Source organism: Streptomyces sp. AM 2-1-1 (assembly GCF_029167645.1).
GTDB lineage: Bacteria > Actinomycetota > Actinomycetes > Streptomycetales > Streptomycetaceae > Streptomyces.
In genome coordinates, this window is the sequence record NZ_CP119147.1 from 6,076,354 (window position 1) to 6,095,957 (window position 19,604).

17 protein-coding genes are annotated in these 19,604 nt (G+C 74.6%); 14 read left to right on the forward strand and 3 right to left on the reverse strand.

Translation table 11 applies throughout. From position 1 onward, the window contains the following. The first annotated feature begins 236 nt into the window (after positions 1-236). The 3 genes from PZB77_RS26505 (at position 237) to PZB77_RS26515 (ending at position 2,746) form a co-directional block, all read left to right on the forward strand. Positions 237-1,412: a glycerophosphodiester phosphodiesterase gene (locus tag PZB77_RS26505; RefSeq protein ID WP_275495143.1), complete on the forward strand. Its 1,176-nt coding sequence runs from the start codon at positions 237-239 to the stop codon at positions 1,410-1,412. 279 nt (positions 1,413-1,691) lie between these two features. Then, entirely contained in the window at positions 1,692-2,201 is a 510-nt protein-coding gene (locus PZB77_RS26510; protein ID WP_275496229.1) for a sigma-70 family RNA polymerase sigma factor, read from the forward strand. Positions 2,202-2,239: 38 nt separating this feature from the next. Beyond that, positions 2,240-2,746: a GNAT family N-acetyltransferase gene (locus PZB77_RS26515; RefSeq protein ID WP_275495144.1), complete on the forward strand. Its 507-nt coding sequence runs from the start codon at positions 2,240-2,242 to the stop codon at positions 2,744-2,746. 77 nt (positions 2,747-2,823) lie between these two features. On the opposite strand, the gene PZB77_RS26520 is transcribed toward PZB77_RS26515, so the two are convergent. After that, a complete protein-coding gene (locus PZB77_RS26520; protein WP_275495145.1) occupies positions 2,824-3,270 on the reverse strand; it encodes a hypothetical protein in 447 nt (148 codons plus the stop codon). 1 nt (position 3,271) lies between these two features. Beyond that, a complete protein-coding gene (locus PZB77_RS26525; RefSeq protein ID WP_275495146.1) occupies positions 3,272-3,631 on the reverse strand; it encodes a hypothetical protein in 360 nt (119 codons plus the stop codon). Positions 3,632-4,351: 720 nt separating this feature from the next. Here PZB77_RS26525 and PZB77_RS26530 point away from each other — a divergent pair. From PZB77_RS26530 to PZB77_RS26565, 8 genes are all read left to right on the forward strand, one after another. Next, positions 4,352-5,458, forward strand: a complete 1,107-nt coding sequence (locus PZB77_RS26530) for an ATP-binding cassette domain-containing protein (protein ID WP_275495147.1) — start codon at positions 4,352-4,354, stop codon at positions 5,456-5,458. Then, positions 5,455-6,123: a methionine ABC transporter permease gene (locus PZB77_RS26535; RefSeq protein WP_275495148.1), complete on the forward strand. Its 669-nt coding sequence runs from the start codon at positions 5,455-5,457 to the stop codon at positions 6,121-6,123. Before PZB77_RS26530 ends, PZB77_RS26535 begins: the two co-directional genes overlap by 4 nt. Before the next feature lie 120 nt (positions 6,124-6,243). Then, positions 6,244-7,107, forward strand: a complete 864-nt coding sequence (locus PZB77_RS26540; RefSeq protein ID WP_275495149.1) for a MetQ/NlpA family ABC transporter substrate-binding protein — start codon at positions 6,244-6,246, stop codon at positions 7,105-7,107. 140 nt (positions 7,108-7,247) lie between these two features. Beyond that, entirely contained in the window at positions 7,248-7,886 is a 639-nt protein-coding gene (locus PZB77_RS26545) for a GNAT family N-acetyltransferase (RefSeq protein ID WP_275495150.1), read from the forward strand. Positions 7,887-8,046: 160 nt separating this feature from the next. Next, complete coding sequence (gene cbiE, locus PZB77_RS26550; RefSeq protein ID WP_275495151.1) at positions 8,047-9,303, forward strand: precorrin-6y C5,15-methyltransferase (decarboxylating) subunit CbiE; 1,257 nt, start codon at positions 8,047-8,049, stop codon at positions 9,301-9,303. Between the two features lie 335 nt (positions 9,304-9,638). Next, positions 9,639-13,241 carry a nicotinate-nucleotide--dimethylbenzimidazole phosphoribosyltransferase gene (gene cobT / locus PZB77_RS26555; RefSeq protein ID WP_275495152.1) on the forward strand — a complete coding sequence of 1,201 codons (3,603 nt, stop codon included), beginning with the start codon at positions 9,639-9,641 and terminating at the stop codon, positions 13,239-13,241. A 374-nt stretch (positions 13,242-13,615) separates the two neighbouring features. Continuing rightward, the gene (cobA, locus tag PZB77_RS26560) at positions 13,616-14,869 is read left to right on the forward strand and encodes a uroporphyrinogen-III C-methyltransferase (protein WP_275495153.1); all 1,254 of its coding nucleotides are present in this window, start codon (positions 13,616-13,618) and stop codon (positions 14,867-14,869) included. 71 nt (positions 14,870-14,940) lie between these two features. Beyond that, the gene (locus PZB77_RS26565) at positions 14,941-15,753 is read left to right on the forward strand and encodes an RNA methyltransferase (protein WP_275495154.1); all 813 of its coding nucleotides are present in this window, start codon (positions 14,941-14,943) and stop codon (positions 15,751-15,753) included. A 26-nt stretch (positions 15,754-15,779) separates the two neighbouring features. On the opposite strand, the gene PZB77_RS26570 is transcribed toward PZB77_RS26565, so the two are convergent. After that, positions 15,780-17,159, reverse strand: a complete 1,380-nt coding sequence (locus PZB77_RS26570; RefSeq protein ID WP_275495155.1) for a serine/threonine-protein kinase — start codon at positions 17,157-17,159, stop codon at positions 15,780-15,782. Between the two features lie 583 nt (positions 17,160-17,742). Here PZB77_RS26570 and PZB77_RS26575 point away from each other — a divergent pair. The 3 genes from PZB77_RS26575 to PZB77_RS26585 all read left to right on the forward strand — a co-directional run bounded on the left by PZB77_RS26575 (position 17,743) and on the right by PZB77_RS26585 (position 19,578). Next, positions 17,743-17,949: a hypothetical protein gene (locus tag PZB77_RS26575; RefSeq protein ID WP_275495156.1), complete on the forward strand. Its 207-nt coding sequence runs from the start codon at positions 17,743-17,745 to the stop codon at positions 17,947-17,949. A gap of 309 nt (positions 17,950-18,258) precedes the next feature. Then, positions 18,259-19,221, forward strand: a complete 963-nt coding sequence (locus PZB77_RS26580; protein ID WP_275495157.1) for an aminoglycoside phosphotransferase family protein — start codon at positions 18,259-18,261, stop codon at positions 19,219-19,221. Between the two features lie 66 nt (positions 19,222-19,287). After that, the gene (locus tag PZB77_RS26585) at positions 19,288-19,578 is read left to right on the forward strand and encodes a zf-TFIIB domain-containing protein (RefSeq protein ID WP_275495158.1); all 291 of its coding nucleotides are present in this window, start codon (positions 19,288-19,290) and stop codon (positions 19,576-19,578) included. The last annotated feature ends 26 nt before the right edge of the window (positions 19,579-19,604 follow it).

The following is a 19,604-nucleotide window of genomic DNA, read 5'->3' on the forward strand; positions in this document are numbered from 1 at the left end:
GTTCCTCCGGTGTCGTGGCCGGGCCGGCCGGGGCGGGTACGCGATGGTCTGCGCAGGTGAGGACGATACTCGCGGCGACCCACCGACCGCACATCGGGTTCACGCAACGGATACACGGTGTTGACATGTGTTCGCGGTGTGTTGGCCCGCGCGCCGCCCGGCGTACGGCACCCGTGCCTACGCTCGGGGCCGCGCCGAAGCCGGTGTCGGTCGAACATCACATGCGAGGAGCGTCCATGACAGAGCGTACGCGTACGAGCCCCGGCCGCCGGGCCCTGCTGGGAGCGGCGGTGCTCGGAACGACCACGCTCGGCCTGCCAGCCGCCGGCGGCGCCACCGCCGCGGCCGCCGACCGCGGTCACGGGGAGGACGGCCGCCGCGCCGGGCGCTCCCTGCGCGACCTGCCCGTTCCCACCGTCGTCGGCCACCGGGGCGCCAGCGGCTACCGTCCCGAGCACACCCTCGGCTCGTACCAGCTCGCCCTGGACCTCGGCGCGGACATCATCGAGCAGGACCTCGTCCCGACGAAGGACGGCCACCTCGTCTGCCGTCACGAGAACGACATCACCGGCACCACCGACGTCGCCGCCCACCCGGAGTTCGCAGGCCGCAGGACCACCAAGACCGTCGACGGCGCCCGGTTGACCGGCTGGTTCACCGAGGACTTCACCCTCGCCGAGCTGAAGACCCTGCGAGCCACCGAGCGCATCCCCGCCAACCGCCAGGAGAACACCCTCTACGACGGCCGCTGGGAGATCCCCACCTTCGAGGAGGTCCTGCGCTGGGCCGAGACCGAGGGCCGCAAGCGCGGCAAGCCGGTCTGGCTCTACACCGAGACCAAGCACCCCTCGTACTTCCGGGGGATCGGCCTCGCCCTGGAGGAACCGCTCGCCAAGCTGCTGCGCCGCTACGGGCGCGACCGCGCCGACGCCGCCCTCATCCTCCAGTCCTTCGAGCCCGACTCCGTGCGACGCCTCTCCCGGCTGGTCGACACCCCGCGCATCGTGCTGCTGGGCGGCGCGGCCTCCCGCCCCTGGGACTTCGTCGAGGCGGGCGACCCGCGCACCGTCGCCGACCTCGTCACCCCGGCCGGCCTGAAGTGGCTCGCGTCGTTCTCCCAGGGCATCGGGCCCACCCTCGACCTGGTGATCCCGAAGGACGCCGCCGGCCGCCTCACCGCGCCGACCACCCTGGTCCGGGACGCGCACGCGCAGGGCCTGGTCCTGCACCCGTACACGATGCGCAACGAGAACGTCTTCCTGCCCGCCGAGTTCCGCCGGGGCACCGACCCCAACGCGTACGGGGACGCCTTCGGCGCCTTCCGCGCGTACTTCGCGACTGGCATCGACGGCATCTTCTCGGACAACGCCGACACCGCGGTGCTCGCCGCCGCCGACGCCCGCCGGGGCTGACCCCCCCCGCTCCCCGCCACCCCGCCGGGGCACGGCTCGGGCCGCGTCAGCGGCGGCCCCGCCGTGCCCCGGCCGGGTGGGACTTCCTGCCCGCGGCAACCGCCCGCGCGCCGCGAGCGTTGAGCGGGCGTGACCCCTTCCGCCCGCCTTCCCCGTGCTCCCACCGCCGCCCCCGTGCCCGGCCCCGGCGCGCCCGCCCCCGTTCGTGGCCCCGTGACCACCGCTGCCGCACCCGGCCCCGCGGCCCGTGCTCCCGCCGCTCCCACCGCGTACGCCGTCGTGATCCTGACGGCGCTCCATCCGCTGGTCCGCGCCGAGGCCACGGCCGAGGCGGTGGCCTCCGCCACCGACCCGGCCGACCTCGAACAGACCGTCTGGCTGCGCCTGCTGGAGCGCCTCACCACCGGCGCCCCCGTCCCCGACCCGGCCCGCTGGGTGCGCGGCACCGTGCGCGCCGAAGTCCGCCGTGCCCGCCGCGCCGTCCTGCGCGAACACCCGCACACGGACGGGGGACCCGTCGCCGGACCGGGCGGATGCCCCGAGCGCGCGACCCTCGGCGCCGAAGAGCGCCGGGTGTTGCGCGCCGCCGTCGCCCGGCTTCCCGGCCGCTGCGCCGTGCTGATGCAGGCGTTGCTCGACCCCGGCGACCCCACCTACCGGGAGATCGCCGGTGAGTTGGGTATGTCACAGGGCAGTTTGGGGCCGGTTCGTTCCCGATGTCTCGGATGTCTCCGCAGAATGCTGGCGGCGAAGGTTGCGGCTTCCGGCACACGGGGAGATGGTGCGTGAGGCAATCGGCCTATCAGGTGAGCGGGAGGCATGCACACATGGGCATGAGCGTGATCATCTCGGCGGCGACCCCGGAGGACGCCGAGCAGCTCTTCAGGCTCCAGTACCTCTGCTTCCAGAGCGAGGCGGAGCTCTACGGGAACTACCGCATCGACCCGCTCGTGCAGACCCTGGAGTCCGTCCAGAGCGAACTCGCCACGGACCTGGTCTTCGTGGCCCGGCTCGGCGACGAGGTCGTCGGCGCGGTCCGGGGATCCACGGCCCAGGACGGCACCGGCCGGATCGGCAAACTCTGCGTCCACCCCCGTCTCCAGGGCCACGGCCTCGGCGCCCGGCTGCTGCGCGCGGCCGAGACCGGCCTCGCCGCCGAGCGCTCCGCCACCCGTTTCCGCCTGCACACCGGGCACCGCAGCGAGGGCAATCTGCGCCTCTACCGCCGCGCCGGATACGCGCAGGTGGGAGCCGAGACGGGCGAGGACGGGGTGCGGCTGATCCTGCTGGAGAAGGAGGCCCCGGCGGCGACCGAGTACCTCGCGAGCGCCTGAGGCGCTCGCGGTCACCACGGCTTCCGCCGGGACGTGCACGCGGTCCCGGGGCGTACGGCCCCGGGACCGCGGCGTCCTCAGACCCGCACGGCCCGGCGCAGCCAGAGCAGCCCGGTGACCGGCAGGATCACCGGGATGAAGACGTACCCCATGCCGAAGTCCGACCAGACGGTGGCGTCCGCGAACGCGGAGGGCTCCAGCAGCGTCCAGGTGCCGACGACCAGAACACCCGTCAGTTCGGCGGCGCAGCAGACCAGTGCGGCCCGCCGGGCCTTCTCCCCGCCGCGCACCAGGGAGTACGTGATGAACCCGTACACCAGGGCGGCGACGGCCGACAGCACGTACGCCAGCGGGGCCTTCTCGAAGTCGAGGATCACCTGGACGATCGCCCGCGAGGCGGCGGCGACCGTGAACACCCCGTAGAACCAGACGAGCACGCGTCCGGGGCCGGTCCCGAGGTCGAACGACGGCTTCGGCGCCGCCGCGCCGGCCGCCGGGGTCCCGGTGCGATCGGTCTCGCTCACGTCAGTCACCCCAGATGTCGTAGAGCCGCACTTCGAGGACGGCCAGCACCACCGCGCCGGCGGCCACGGTCACCGAGCCCCAGCGGGTCCGCTCGGTCAGCGACAGGAACCCCGCCGCGGGCACGGCCGCGAAACAGCCGACGAGATAGCAGATGAAGATCGTCATGCCCTGCTCCGGGCGCTCGCCGCGCGCCAGCTGCGCGATCCCCACCACGAGCTGGGCGAACGCCAGCAGCGTGACGACCGCCATGCCGATGAAGTGCCAGTCCTTGGTCGGCTGGTCCCGGTAGGCGGCCACACCGCACCAGGCGGCGAGGGCGAGCGCGGCCACGGCGAGCGTGACCGTCAGGGCGTCGAGCATGAGCCGAGGGTATTACGGCCGGACCCCCGCCCCGCGCCCGGCCCCGTCTCCCCGCACCCGCCCGCCCGGGAGGCGGGGGACGGCCGCGGCGCGGAGGAGGGGCGGCTGCCACGGGGAGGAGGGAGGACCGTCTCGGGCAAGGGGGAGGGGCCGTACGGCGGGGCGGCAAAGGGTCCTTCGCGCCGTGCTCGTGGCGTCCACCACAGATGCTTGGGCCTGTGTTCCGGCCCTGAGGGGAGCGGGTGTCGGACCCATTGCGCCGGCCGCCGCGCGCGTTCGCCCAGGTCACAGGGGGTGCCCCGGGAGGCGTGGCGAGCGGCGTGCTCACGGCCTGAGGGCGCGGGACGGGGTGTCCGGGATGCGGACGTGCTGGTTCCGCTCTTCGTCCCGTCTGTTTTACTGGGGGCATGACTACGACGAGCAGCCGCACCCCTGCGACCGAGGCGATCCGTACGCCCGGTGCTCGTCGCATGTGTCGAATGCGCGCCATCTGAGGGCCCCCTCCCGAGTCCCGCGCCCCGAAGCGGGACAGCGCCGACGCCACCCCCTCCCGGTCGCCCCGGAAGGAACGGCCCGGCCCGCACGGATCCGGCCGGCACCGCCGTGCCGCGACCGTGCCGAGACCCCGGCCGACGAGGGCCGGACGCGTCTCCCCCTCGGACGAATGCCCCGTGCCCGGTGGACACCACGCCGCGAGCACTCGACAGTGACGGAAACCCTGTGATCACCACCTCGGGCCTCACGAAGGTCTACCAGTCGCGCGACCGCGAGGTCACCGCACTCGACGGAGTCGATCTGCACGTCGGGACGGGCGAGGTCTTCGGCGTCATCGGCCAGAGCGGCGCCGGCAAGTCCTCCCTCATCCGCTGCGTCAACCTGCTGGAGCGCCCCACCTCGGGCACCGTGACCGTGGCCGGCCAGGACCTCACCGCCCTCGCCGGCCGGGGCCCTCGCGCGGGCAAGGAGCTGCGCGCGGCGCGCAGCCGCATCGGGATGGTCTTCCAGCACTTCAACCTGCTCGCCTCGCGCACCGTCCAGGGCAATGTGGAACTCCCCCTGGAGATCCTCGGCGTGCCCGGCCGCGACCGCTCGCGCAAGGCCCTCGAACTGCTCGACCTGGTCGGCCTCGCCGACAAGGCGAAGGCGTACCCCGGCCAGCTCTCCGGCGGCCAGAAGCAGCGCGTCGGCATCGCCCGCGCCCTGGCCGGCGACCCCAAGGTGCTCCTCTCGGACGAGGCGACCTCCGCGCTCGACCCCGAGACCACCCGCTCCATCCTCCAATTGCTGCGCGACCTCAACCAGCAGCTCGGCCTGACCATCCTGCTCATCACCCACGAGATGGACGTCGTCAAGGCGATCTGCGACTCGGCCGCGCTGATGCGCCGGGGCCGGATCGTCGAGTCCGGCACCGTCGGCGAACTCCTCGCCACCCCCGGCTCCGAACTGGCCCACGAACTCTTCCCGGTCGGCGGCACCGCCTCGGCGCCCGGCCGCACGGTGGTGGACGTCACCTTCCACGGCGACTCCACCGGCAGGCCGGTGATCTCCCAGCTGTCCCGTACGTACGACATCGACATATCGATCCTCGGCGCGGCGATGGACACCGTGGGGGGCAAGCAGATCGGCCGGATGCGCATCGAGCTGCCCGGTCCCTTCGAGGACAACGTCGTGCCCATCGGCTTCCTGCGCGAACAGGGACTGCGGGCCGAGGTGGTGGAGCCCGCCTCGGACACCGCCGCGATCCCCGTTCGGACCCCCGCCGAGACGCCCGTACGGACCGCCGTGGCGAAGACCCCCGCCCCGCTCACCGAAGAGGCCGCGAAGTGACCTGGTCCGAAATGCAGCCCCTGCTGACCCAGGGCACCGTCGACACCCTCTACATGGTGCTGTGGTCCGCGGTCGTCACCGTCGTGGTCGGTCTGCCGCTCGGCGTCCTGCTGGTCCTCACCGACAGAGACGGTCTGCTGCGGAACACCGTGGTCAACAAGATCGTCGGAGTGGTCGTCAACATCGGCCGCTCGCTGCCGTTCATCATCCTGCTGATCGCGCTGATCCCTTTCACGACCTGGGTCGTCGGCACCTTCATCGGCCCGACCGCGATGATCGTCCCGCTCGCCGTCGGCGCGATCCCGTTCTTCGCGCGCCTCGTCGAGACCGCCGTCCGCGAGGTCGACCACGGACTCGTCGAGGCGGTCCAGTCGATGGGCGGCTCCGTCCCCACCATCGTCCGCAAGGTCCTGCTGCCGCAGGCGCTGCCCTCGTTGATCTCCGGGACCACCACCACCGTGATCGTGCTCATCGGGTACTCCGCGATGGCCGGCGCGGTGGGCGGCGAAGGGCTCGGCTCCAAGGCCGTCACCTACGGATTCCAGCGCTTCGACAACCAGTTCATGATCGTCACCGTCGTGCTGCTGATCGTCATCGTCACCGCCGTCCAGCTCCTCGGCGACCTCGCCGGACGTCTGCTCGCCCGCAGGAGCCGCACCTCCTGACGCGGCCCCGACCACGGCGCCCCCGCACTCCGTCACGCCCCGCGACTCCCGCGGACGCGCGACGGCCGAGCCCGCACTCCTTGTCCGGGCGTACCACCCCACCCGAAAGAGGCACTTTTCGTGCGCAAGACCATCAAGCTCTCCGCGGCAGCCGCCGCCACCGCCGCGCTCGCCCTGGGCCTCAGCGCCTGCGGCACGGACTCCGACCCGTCCGCCGGCGGCACCGGCGCGGACGCCGACACCTCCAAGGCCCTCGTCGTCGGCGCGTCCCCCACGCCGCACGCGGACATCCTCGGCTTCGTGAAGAAGAACCTCGCGGCCAAGGCGGGCCTCAAGCTGGAGATCAAGGAGTTCACGGACTACGTCCTGCCGAACACCGCCACGGAGAACGGCCAGATAGACGCCAACTTCTTCCAGCACAAGCCCTACCTGGACGACTTCAACAAGAAGAACGGCACCCACCTCGTGCCGGTCGTCGACGTCCACCTCGAACCGCTCGGCCTCTACTCCAAGAAGGCCGGGTCGATCAGCGACATCAAGGCCGGCCAGACGATCGCGGTGCCCAACGACACGACCAACGAGGGCCGCTCCCTCCTCCTCCTCGCCGACCAGGGCCTGATCACGCTGAAGGCGGGAGTCGGCACCGACGCCGCGCTGAGCGACATCACCGACGCGAAGGGCCTGAAGTTCAAGGAGCTGGAGGCCGCCACCGTGCCCCGCGCCCTGGACGACGTCGACGCCGCCGTCATCAACGGGAACTACGCGATCGAGGCGAAGCTCAAGCCGGCCGAGGACGCCCTCGCCCTGGAGAAGGCGGACGGCAACCCGTACGCCAACATCCTGGTCGTCAAGGAGGGCGGCGAGAAGGACCCGCGCGTCGAGAAGCTCGCGAAGCTCCTCCACTCCGACGAGGTCAAGAAGTACATCGAGGACACCTACGACGGCGCGGTCATCCCCGCCTTCGGGACCCCCGCGGCCTCCTGACCCGCGTCCCGCGCACCCGGGTGCGGGCCCGTACCTCCCGTCGAGGAGGTACGGGGCCGCACCGTGCGGACCCGCCCATGCGCGCCGCAGGCCCGATACTGCATGCTGTGCCTTTACCGGTCTTCGGCATGGAGCTGCGCATGACTACCACCTTTCCGTCGATCTCGATCAGCACGGACCGACTGGTGCTGCGCCCCTTCGACATGTCCGACCTCCCGGCGCTGACCGACATGATGAACGACGAGGCCGTCACCGCCTGGACGGACGCCCCGCACCCGTACACCGCGCTCGACGGCGAGCGCTGGATCCGGCGGATCGCCCCGGGGGAGCGCACCCAGGGACGCGGCATCGTCTTCGCCGTCCACGAGTTCCTCACCCAGCGGCTCGTGGGCTCCGTGCGGCTGCTCCACACCGACTGGCGCACGCGCTCCGCCGAGGTCGTCCACATCACCGCTCCCTGGGCGCGCGGCGAGGGGTACGCCACCGAGTCCGTGCTGGCCCTCGCCGAGTGGCTCTTCCGCGACCAGGCCTTCGAGCGCATCGAGTTGCGCACCCAGGCCGACAACACCGCCTCCCAGCAGGTGGCCCAGAAGCTCGGCTGCATCAGCGAGGGCGTCCTGCGCAACGCCCGGATAGCGCGGATGCAGACGGAGGACGGCGGCTGGGCCGACTTCCGCACCGACCTGATCGTCTGGGGCCTCCTGCCGGAAGACATCGAGGGGGTCGCCGAGCAACTCGCGGACGCGGGCGGCTACGGCTCCTACGACGACTGGAACTGACGGGACGGCAGCCCGCTTCCCTCCGGCATCCGCGGTCTCCCCTCGGGGCCACCCCGTGGTCCGACCCGATAACCTCTACCCGATCACCGCGCGGGGACGGTCCCGCCGGCCGACGCACCACCTCGCGCACGCCCCCCACACCCCCAGGAGACGGACGACGATGGCCGACCGGGTCACGGTGATCGGCTGGGACGGCTCACCGCTGACCAGAGCGGCCACGGCAGCGCTCTCCGCGGCCACGCTCGTCGCGGGCGCCCCGCACCACCTCGCACTCGCGGACGTCCCCCGGGACGCCGAACGCATCCGCCTCGGCAGCGTCGACCTCGCCGCCCGTCGCATCGCCGGACACCGGGGGAGCGCGGTCGTCATCGCCGACGGCGACCCCGGCTTCTTCGGCGTCGTACGCACCCTGCGCGCGCCCGAGCACGGCCTGGAGGTCGAGGTCGTTCCGGCCGTCTCCTCCGTCGCCGCCGCCTTCGCCCGTGCCGGGATGCCCTGGGACGACGCCCAGGTCGTCGTCGCCCACCCCAGGACCCTGCGACGGGCCGTCAACGTGTGCCGGGCCCACCACAAGGTCGCCGTCCTCACCTCGCCCGGAGCCGGCCCCGCCGAGCTCGCCCTGCTGCTCGACCAGATCCACCGCACGTTCGTCATCTGCGAGGAACTCGGCACCGACCGCGAACGCGTCACCGTCCTCACCTCCGACAAGGCCGCCGACCACGCCTGGCGCGACCCGAACGTCGTCATCGTCGTCGGCAGCGGCCCCACCACCGGGTCCACCGGCTGGATCGGCGGCCGCGACCCCGCCCGCCCCGACGGCGTCCGCGGCTGGGCACTGCCTGCCGACGCCTACGCCCGGAGCGCGGACACCCCCGCCGGCCCCGACCGGCCGCGCGGCGCGGAGATCGCCGAAGGGGAGTCCGCCGGCATGCGCGCCGCCCAGCTGGCCCGGCTCGGCCCGCGCACCGGCGACTTGGTCTGGGACATCGGCTCGGGCGCCGGCGCGCTGGCCGTGGAAGCGGCCCGTTTCGGCGCGGCCGTCATCGCCGTCGACCGCGACCCCGCCGCCTGTGCCCGCGTGACGGCGGCGGCCCGCTCCTTCGGCGTGGCCGTCCAGGTCGTCCAGGGGCTCGCCCCGCACGTGCTCGAACGGCTCCCCGAACCGGATGTCGTACGGATCGGGGGCGGAGGCGTCCCCGTGGCCCTCGCCGTCGCCGACCGGCGCCCGGAGCGGATCGTCACCCACGCCTCCACCCGGGACCAGGCGGAAGCGCTCGTCACCGCGCTCCGGGGCGGCGGCTACACCGTGGAGTGCGTCCTCCTCCAGAGCGTGGACATGGACACCTCGGTCTGGGAGGAACGTGAACGGTCCGTCGCGTTCCTGCTCTGCGCGGTGCGTTCGGACCTTGCCCCGTGACCACGCCGCTACGGCGCGGAAGGTAGGCTGGCCGATTGTTGTACCGAACCCGGTCGTTCGTCGCTTCGTTGGCCAATGTCCGGAAAAGGGAGTCCTTTTGATTCTCCCTGTGGTACGGCGCGATCCGGGACGCGCGACGTGGCGCAGTCCACAGCGAACCGCGGCGCAACAACCTGTCGCCGCGGCGATCGGCCGCGAGAATATGTAGAGGTCCGCGGGCGTTTCGTGCCGCGGGGCAAACCGGCTCGTTCTTGTTGACGGGCACCGGCGTGCCGTGACGCGGGCGTCCCGGGCGATGGGCCGAAGGAGCACTGACGATGGGCGAGGGGTACCGCATGACTGACACCGGCCAGATCCCGGGCGAGGGACAGCCGGAGAACGCAGGCATGGTGGAGCAGCCGGGCGTCCTCGCCCCGGATGCGTACACCTACCTCGATCCCTCCGAGCAGGCACCCGACGAGGAAGACCTGCTGTTGATGCCCGCCGTCCAGGGCACGTGGAGCGACCCGCAGGTCGTCCCGCCGCCCGCCGCGGACGCTTACGGGCAGTTCCCGTCCCAGAGCGCCGCCCCGGTCCACGAGTACCCGGTGCAGGAGGAGTCCCCGGTCCACGAGTACCCGGTCCGGGAGTCGCCGTCCGCGGCGCCCGACTCGGGCGCCTTCGACCTCGCCGGCGTACGCATCCCGGCCCCGGCCTCCGCCCCGGTCGCCGCGCACGCGGCGGCCTCCGCCGCCCCGTCCCGCCGCCCGCTCCACCGAGGCCCCTCGGTCGACGGCCCCTCCTACGGCGGGCAGAGCAGCCTCGTGCGCTCGCTCGCCGACCGGGGCCCCGCCGGATCCCCGCAGCCCCACGCCCCGGTCCGCCCTCCCGTCCGCACGGCGCCCCCGGCCCCCGCACCCGTCGCGCCCGAGCCCTCCGCGTACGCCGAGGCCCCCGTCGTGCCCGAGGCCCCCGCGTACGCCGAGGCCCCCGTCGTGCCCGAGCCCTCCGCGTACGCCGAAACTCCCGCCTACACCGCAGCACCCGTCGCGCCCGGGCCCGCCGAGGCCCCCCACCCCGCCGAGGCCCCTGCCTACGCCGAAACCTCCGCCTACGCCGAGGCCCCTGCCTACGCCGAGGCCCCCGCCGCGTCCGAGTACCCCGCCCCCGCCGAGCTCCCGGTCGCGCCCGAGTACGCCGAGGTCCCCCTCGCGCCGGAGCCCGTCCTGCCGGGCCCGCAGCCGGGGGAGATCCCGCTGCAGGGAGCCGCCCCGTGGGGCGCCCCGGAGCCTGCGGCCGCCGAGGAGCCCTCCGGCGCGGCCGGGACCGTGACGGCCGAAGCCCTGCCGTCCGAAGCCCTGCCCGTGGAGACCGCGCCCGCCGGCACCCTCCCCGACGGACCCGACCCGACGCCGGCCGAGGCGCTCCAGCAGCCCGCCCCGGACTTCGCCACCCCCGATGCGGGGTCCGCACCGGACCACCTCCGCGCGGAGGCGCCGGCCGGACTCCCGGCGGAAACGGTCGTCCCCGACGCGCCGGCCGAGGCGGAGGCCCCGGCACCGCTTCCCGCCCAGGCGTCGGTCTTCGTGCCCGGCGCCGCCCCGGAGCCGTACGTGCCCGTGCAGGGCTCGGTGCCGGACACCGCCCCCTTCCCCGCTGGGCCGGACGGCCTCGCCGAGGCGCCCGCGGAGGTCCCCGCCCCGGCGGCGACCGTGCGGGAGCCCCACGTCCCCGCCGAGCAGTACGCCGTCGCCGAGCCGCCGGCCACCGAGCCCCCGGCCGCCGGACCCCTCACTGCCGAGCCCGTCCCGGTCGAAGCCGTCGACGCCGAACCGGCCTTCGAGCCGGTCGCCCCCGACGCCGTCCCGGTCGCTCTCCCGGAGCCGGACGCGCGGGTCACCGATGTCCCGGAGACCGGGGCGCAGCAGGCCGACAGGGCACCCGAAGCCGTCGACCACCTCGCCGAGGGGTCCGCCCCGGCGCCGGGCCACGAGGACACGGCGGCCGGTCCGGCCGACTCCGTCGCATCCGCCTCCATCCCCGCCTCCATCCCCTCCGAAGCCGAGGCCGAAGCCGTCGCGGAGCCCGTGGCCGTGGCCGAAGCCGTCGCGGAGCCCGTGGCCGAGACCGTCGGCGACCCCTTCGGCGAAACGGCCCCGGAGGCCTCCGCCCCCGGCACGACCCTGCCGGAGCCCGGTCGGACCGACGCGCCGGAGGAGCCCGTCTCCGACCCGGCCCCCGGCTACGACGAGGCCGAACGCGAGGCCGTCCTGCGCGTGATGCGCGAACGCCGCGACATCCGCAACGGCTTCCGCAGCGACCCGATCCCGCACGAGGTGCTGCTGCGCGTGCTGGAGGCCGCCCACCACGCCCCCAGCGTCGGACACTCGCAACCCTGGGACTTCGTCGTCATCCGCTCCGCGGAGACCCGGCGCTCCATGCACGAGCTCGCCCAGCGCCAGCGCGACGCCTACGCGAAGTCGCTCCCCAAGGGCCGCGCGAAGCAGTTCCGGGAGATGAAGATCGAGGCCATCCTCGACACCCCCGTGAACATCGTCGTCACCGCCGACCCCACCCGCGGCGGACGGCACACCCTCGGCCGCCACACCCAGCCGCAGATGGCTCCCTACTCCTCCGCCCTCGCCGTGGAGAACCTGTGGCTCGCCGCCCGGGCCGAAGGCCTCGGCGTCGGCTGGGTCAGCTTCTTCGACGAGCGCGAGATGGTCCGCGCCCTCGGTCTGCCCGAGCACCTGGAAATCGTCGCGTACCTCTGCGTCGGGTACGTCGACGAGTTCCCCGACGAGCCCGAGCTGATGCAGGCCGGCTGGTCCAAGCGGCGCCCGCTCTCCTGGGTCGTCCACGAGGAGACGTACGGCCGCCGGGCGCTGCCCGGCGAGGAGCCGCACGACCTGCTCCAGGAGACCATCGCCACCATCCGGCCGCTGGACGCCAAGGCGCTCGGAGAGGCGTGGGAGCGCCAGAAGCGGATGACCACGCCCGCCGGCGCGCTCGGCATGCTGGAGATCATCTCCGCGCAGCTCTCCGGGCTCTCCCGGATGTGCCCGCCGCCGATCCCGGAGCCCGCCGCCGTCGCGATCTTCGCCGGTGACCACGGCGTGCACGCCCAGGGCGTCACCGCCTGGCCGCAGGAGGTCACCGGCCAGATGGTCGCCAACTTCCTGGCCGGCGGCGCCGTCTGCAACGCCTTCGCCTCCCAGGTCGGCGCCGAGGTCTGCGTCGTCGACGTCGGTGTCGCCCAGGAACTCCCCGCCACCCCGGGCCTGTTGCCCCGCAAGGTGCGGCCCGGTACGGCGGACTTCACCACCGGCCCCGCGATGAGCCGCGAGGACGTCCTCGCCGCGATCGAGGTCGGCATCGAGACCGCCCGCGACCTCGTCGCCGCCGGCAACAAGGGCCTCCTCATCGGTGAGATGGGCATCGCCAACACCACGGCGTCGGCCGCCCTCATCTGCGTCTACACCGGCGCAGACCCCTCCGAGGTGACCGGACGCGGCACCGGCATCAACGACGAGATGCACGCCCGCAAGATCGACGTGGTACGCCGCGCCCTGGAACTCCACCAGCCCGACCCGGCCGACCCGATCGGGGTGCTCGCGGCCGTCGGCGGCCTGGAGCACGCGGCCATGGCCGGCTACCTCCTGGGAGGCGCCTCACTGCGCACCCCGGTCATCCTGGACGGCGTGAGCGCCGGCGCCGCCGCCCTGGTCGCCCGGGCCATCGCCCCCGAGGCGCTGGCCGCCTGCATCGCGGGTCACCGCAGCGCGGAGCCCGGCCACGTGGCCGCGCTCAACAAGCTGGGTCTGCGTCCGCTGATCGACCTCGACCTGCGCCTCGGCGAGGGTACGGGCGCCCTGCTGGCGCTCCCGATCGTGCAGAGCGCCGCCCGCGCCATGCACGAGGTGGCGACGTTCGACTCGGCGGGCGTCACGGAGAAGTAGCGCCGGGGCCGGGCCCGCGGCGCCGGGTGGGGCCGACGCCGCGCACCCACCGGGAAGCGCGGGGCCCCCGGTCCGGGGCCGGCCTCGCGGTGGTCTCCGCCGTGATCCGCCGTCCGCCGGACGCAGCCTCGGTCCCCGGCCGGCCCCCGCGCCCGTCCGGGGACGGTCCACGCCGCCCCGGGGCCCTGCCCCCGGGGCGCTCCACCCCGTATGGTGGTCCCCGCCCCACCTCGTGAACCCGCACGTCACAGCCGCTCCAGAGCCGCAGCGGCCGCACCGTCCGCCGCGCCGCGTCCCGGGGCGCCGGACCGGACTCCCCCTGCGCGTCGCACCGCGCCGCACGCACCGTTCCCTGCCGAGGAGCCAGCACCGCCATGGCCGAGCACGTCGATCACCCCGCATACCCCGTCGGACTGCGCCTGAGCGGGCGCCGCGTCGTCGTCGTCGGCGGCGGCCAGGTCGCACAGCGCCGCCTCCCCGCGCTCATCGCGACGGGCGCCGACATCACCCTCGTCTCGCCTTCCGCGACCCCATCCGTCGAGGCGATGGCCGACGCCGGGGAGATCCGCTGGGAACGCCGCCGGTACGCGGACGGCGACCTCGCCGACACCTGGTACGCGCTGGTCGCCAGCAGCGACCCCGCCGCCAACACCGCCGCCTCCGCCGAGGCCGAGCGCACCCGGACCTGGTGCGTCCGCAGCGACGACGCCGAGGCGGCCACCGCCTGGACCCCGGCCACCGGGCGCAGCGAGAACGTCACGGTCGCCGTGCTCACCACCACCTCCCGGGACCGCGACCCCCGCCACTCCGCCGCCGTCCGCGACGCCATCGTCGAAGGCCTCCGCGACGGCACCCTCGCCGCCCCGCACCACCGCACCCACACCCCGGGCGTCTGGCTGGTGGGCGGCGGACCCGGCGACCCCGACCTGATCACCGTGCGCGGCCGCCGCCTCCTCGCCTCCGCCGACGTCGTCATCGCCGACCGGCTCGGCCCCCGCGACCTGCTCGACGAGCTGCCGCCGCACGTCGAGGTCATCGACGCCGCGAAGATCCCCTACGGCCGCTTCATGGCCCAGGAGGCGATCAACCGGGCGCTCATAGAACACGCGAAGGCGGGCAAGGCCGTCGTCCGCCTCAAGGGCGGCGACCCGTTCGTCTTCGGCCGCGGCATGGAAGAGGCCCAGGCGCTCGCCGCCGAGGGCATCCCGTGCACCGTGGTCCCCGGCATCTCCAGCTCCATCTCCGTACCGAGCGCCGCCGGCATCCCGGTCACGCACCGGGGCGTAGCCCACGAGTTCACCGTCGTCAGCGGCCACGTCGCCCCCGAGGACCCCCGTTCGCTCGTCGACTGGGCGGCGCTCGCCCGGTTGCGCGGCACCCTCGTCCTCCTCATGGCCGTCGACAAGATCGGCGCCATCGCCGAGGCCCTCATCTCCCACGGCAAGGACCCCGCCACCCCCGTCGCCCTCGTCCAGGAGGGCACCACCGCCGCGCAGCGACGCGTCGACGCGACGCTCGCCACCGTCGGCGAGCGCGCCGTGGCCGAGGACGTCCGTCCGCCCGCCGTCATCGTCATCGGGGAGGTCGTCGCCGTCGGACCCGACGCCTTCACCACCCCCGCCGTGTGACGGCGCTCCCGCCGCCGCCCCGTGCGACCGGCGCCCCGCCGTCACCCCACCCCGGACAAGGCAGCACCACTGTGGCAGAGACCATCACCGTCGAGGACCCCGACGACCCGCGTCTGCACGACTACACGGGCCTCACCGACGTCGAGCTGCGCCGCAGGCGCGAACCCGAGGAGGGCCTCTTCATCGCCGAGGGCGAGAAGGTGATCCGCCGCGCGGGCCAGGCGGGGTACGCGATGCGCTCCATGCTGCTCACCCCCAAGTGGACCGAGGTGATGCGCGACGTCATCGAGGCGGCCGAGGCACCGGTGTACGTGGTCACCCCCGAACTCGCCGAGCGGGTCACCGGCTACCACGTGCACCGCGGCGCGCTCGCCTCCATGCGGCGCGAACCGCTGCCCGACGCCGCCGGCCTGCTGGCCGGGGCCCGGCGGGTCGCCGTGTTCGAGGACATCGTCGACCACGCCAACATCGGGGCCGCCTTCCGCAACGCGGCGGCCCTCGGCGTCGACACCGTCCTGCTCACCCCGCGCTGCGCCGACCCCTTCTACCGACGCGCGGTGAAGGTGTCCATGGGCGGCGTCTTCCAGGTGCCCTGGACCCGTCTGGAGTCCTGGCCCGACGACGTCGGGGTGCTGCACGCGGCGGGCTTCACCGTCGCGGCGCTCTGCCTCAGCGAACGCGCGATCACCCTGGACGAACTCGCGGCACGGAAGGACGAACGGCTCGCCCTCGTCTTCGGTACGGAAGGGGCGGGCCTCACACCGAAGACCCTCGCCGCCGTCGACGACCACGTCCGCATCCCGATGGACGCCGGGGTCGACTCGCTCAACGTGGCGGCCGCCTCGGCCGTCGCCTTCTACGCGACCCGCCCCCGCCCGGCCTGACCCCGCTCACACACCGCCGGGCACGGTCAGACCGTGTCCGGCGGTGCCGTCCACCCCTGTCCGGACCGCTCCGGCGCGGGCAGGACGCCGAGGCCGCGCGCCGGCCCCTGACAGCCCTGGGCCGCCGCGATGCCGAGGGCCACCAGCAGCGTCACCACGACGAACACGAAGAGGCGCTGCCGCAGCAGCCGCGGGTTGGCCGGACGGCGCCCGGTGCCGGTCGGACGGGCCCCGGGCCGGGTGCCCGGCCTTCCGTTCGTGCCGTGGGTGCCCTGGGCGGGGCCGGGCCGCTTGCCCGGCCGCACCCCGCCGCGCGCCGGACGGGGCCGCGCCCCCTTCGGCCGGGGCACCCCCGTTCCGGGGCGCGGGGAGCTCCCCGACGACGGTGACGGAGCGGACGAGGAGGGACCCGGCGAGGAGGCGGAGGCCGGCGAGGGGCGACGGGCCTGCGGCGAACGCCCGGTGGACGGCCCCTCGGACCGCCGCGTCTGCTGCTCGGTGTACGGGCCCTCGACGAGCCGGCCGGTGGGCCGGTCGGCCTCGTGCGCGGAACGCTGGACGGGCGGCCGGCTCTCGTGCAGCCCCTGCGCCTCCCGCGCCGCGATCTCCTTGAGCCGCATGGACAGCTGCAGCGTGCTCGGCCGGTCCTCCGGGTCCTTCGCCAGACAGGCCCGCACCAGCGGGGCGAGCGCGTCGTGCACCTCGGCGAGGTGCGGCTCCTCATGCACCACCCGGTAGAGCATCACCTCGGAACTGCCGTGCCCGAAGGGGGAGTCGGCCGTCGCCGCGTAGGCGAGGGTGGCGCCCAGCGAGAAGACGTCCGTCGCCGGCGTCACCGCCGCCCCGCGCACCTGCTCCGGGGCGAGGAACCCGGGCGACCCGACCGCCGTGCCCACATGGGTGAGCGTGCTCGCTCCGGTCGCCCAGGCGATGCCGAAGTCGATGATCCGGGGGCCCTTGGGGGAGAGGAGGATGTTCGACGGCTTGAGGTCCCGGTGCACCACCCCCGCCTCGTGGACCGCGACCAGCCCTTCGGAGAGAGCGGCCCCGATCGCGGCCACCTCCGAAGCGGAGAGCGGGCCCTCCTCGGCGACCTTGTCGTGCAGCGAGGGACCCGGGACGTACTGCGTGGCGAACCACGGCCGTTCGGCGTCCAGATCGGCGGCCACCAGCCGGGCGGTGCAGCCGCCGCGGATACGCCGCGCGGCGGACACCTCGCGGGCGAACCGGGAGCGGAACTCCTGGTCCTCCGCCAGGTCGGGGCGGATCACCTTGAGAGCGACCCGCTGACCCCGCCGGTCCGAACCCAGGTAGACGACACCCATCCCGCCGGCCCCGAGCCGCCGGTGCAGCCGGAACGAGCCGACGAGACGCGGGTCCTCGCGCCGGAGCCGCATCATCGCCATCGTCTGCCCATCCCCGCTGCCTGGTCCGCCTGACGAGGCACAGCTTACGTACCCGGCGCCCGGCGCGCTCAGAGGCCGCGCCTTCGCCCAGGATTCGATTGCCCACAGCGGACCGGATCGGTGAAGGCCGGTCAGGAGAGCGCCGATCCGGGCCATTTTGTCCCCTGCTACTGCCAAAAGGGTTGCCGCACAAAGGGATTGACGTACCCCCACCGGACCGGGTCCGACCGCGCGCCACCCCCCGGGGCGGGCCCGCCGGCCGGCCCGGGCGACCGCGGCCGCCCTCCCCGTCGGCCGAGGGCGCCGGATTCTCGGGACCGGCGTGAGTGATCTCACCCGTTCCCTCGCTTTCCGGGACGGACCGGCCCGTTCCGGCCGGCCCCCCGGCTCCTCCCCGTACACCGGCTCTCCACCCAGAGGAGTACTCCGGCTACCCACGGCTCATCCTCCCGGAGGCCCGGCGATCGGTACGCGGGCATGACGCCCGTCCCTCCGCGCCTCCCTAGGCTGGAAGCGAACGCGGCGGCTCCGGCACCGGAGCCGGGAGACGGCCGCCGGCGTTCATCCGGTCAGGAGAGGAACCATGTCGGACACGGCCACGCGGACCACGCTCCGCACGCGGCGACGCAAGGCGTACGACGCGATCGGCGTCCGCCCGTCCGGCACCCGCCACCCGCTGGTGGCGGCGGCCATGGTCCTTCCTCTGGCAGCCCTGCTCGTGGTCGCGTTCGGCGGCTGGGAAGCAGTGGTCACACAGGCGTCGTCCGTGGGCGTGATGATGGGGCGCTGAGAGGCACCCCGCCGGGACCGGAAGAGCGGTCCGGACCGGTCCATACGGCCAACAGCCCCGTGGGGACGGGGGTACGGCGGACGACAGCGTGTGTCCGGCCGGCTGGGGAGCCGGCCGGACATCGCGCTTTCCGGGGCGCGGCGCACGCAGCCGGTACGGCGGCCGCGCCGGTCACCCAGCCGGTACGGCGGCCGCGCCGGTCACGCAGCCGGTACGGCGGCCGACGCGGGCCGGCCGACGCCCTCCCCGCCGGGAATCGCGGGCCGGCCCGTAGCCTGGGCTTCTGCCCCCACCGCCCCCAGGAGACCCGTGAACAGCGCCGTGGTCGTCGACACGCTGGGCCGCCTGGCCCACGCCGCCGCCCACCCGGCCCCCGCCGACGGCTGCCCCTGCCCGCCGCCCCGGGTGCTCGCCGACCGGGCGGACGGCACCGTCGTCCGGAGCGGTCCCGTCGTGGCGAAGGCCCACGCCCCCGGCACCGGCGGCCCGGAGTTCGCCGCGCGCCTGGCCCTCGCCGCGGCCCCCGCGCTCGCGGGCGTCCTGCTGCCGCCCCTGCCCGCCCCATCCCCGCCGCCGAGCGCGCACGGACGCCCCGTCACCCTCTGGCCGTACGGTGAACCCGTCGACCCGGCCGACCCCGACGCGGCCCCCTGGGAGGAGACGGCCGTCCTCCTCGCCCGCCTCCACCGCACCGCACCCCCGCTGCCGCTCCCCCCGATGCGCGGTCCCGCCAAAGCGGCGCTCGCCGTGGCACGGATGCGGACCGCGTGCCCCGGAGGTCCCGGCCGCGCCGCGGTCCTCGCCGCCTGGTCGACGGTGCCCGGCTGGGCCCGTGACGAGGAGCCGGCTCCGGCCGGCCCCGCCGGATCCCTCTGCCACGGCGACCTCCACCTGGGCCAACTCGTCCGCCGTCCCGGCCCGCACGGCCCCTGGCTGCTGATCGACATCGACGACACCGGGGTCGGCGACCCCGCCTGGGACCTCGCCCGGCCCGCCGCCTGGTACGCCGCGGGGCTGCTGCCCGAGAGCGTCTGGCTGCGGTTCCTCGACGCCTACCGCGCGGCGGGCGGCCCCGCCGTCCCGGGCACGGGCGACCCCTGGCCCGAACTCGACGTCCCCGCACGGGCTCTCACCGTGCAGACCGCCGCCCTCGCCCTCACCAAGGCGGCGGAGCAGGGGCGGGAACCCGACGAGGTGGAACGGCTGATGATCGGCGCCTGCGCCCGTATCGCCTCGCTCCCTCCCGAGTTGGGCGTGGGCTCCACGCCGTAGGGTGAACCGACCGCCGCCGGGCAGGATTTCCGGTGGCCAGACCCCGAACGGCGAGGAGCCCAGCCGATGATGCAGTGTCCGAAGTGCCACGCGCAGATGCATACGTACAACCGCAATGGTGTCCAGATCGAGCAGTGCAGCGGCTGCCGGGGGATATTCCTGGACTTCGGCGAGCTGGAAGCCCTGACCCGTCTGGAGTCGCAGTGGACGCAGCAGGCGCCGCCCGCGCCGCAGGCCCCGCAGGCCTACCCGGCCGCGGGCCCCGCCTGGGGCGCCCCGCAGCAGGGCCAGCACGGCGGCGGCCACTACGGCCACCACCGCCAGAAGAGCTTCGGACGGATGCTCTTCTCCTCCTGAGCCGGCGCCGCCGCCCGCCGGTCAGG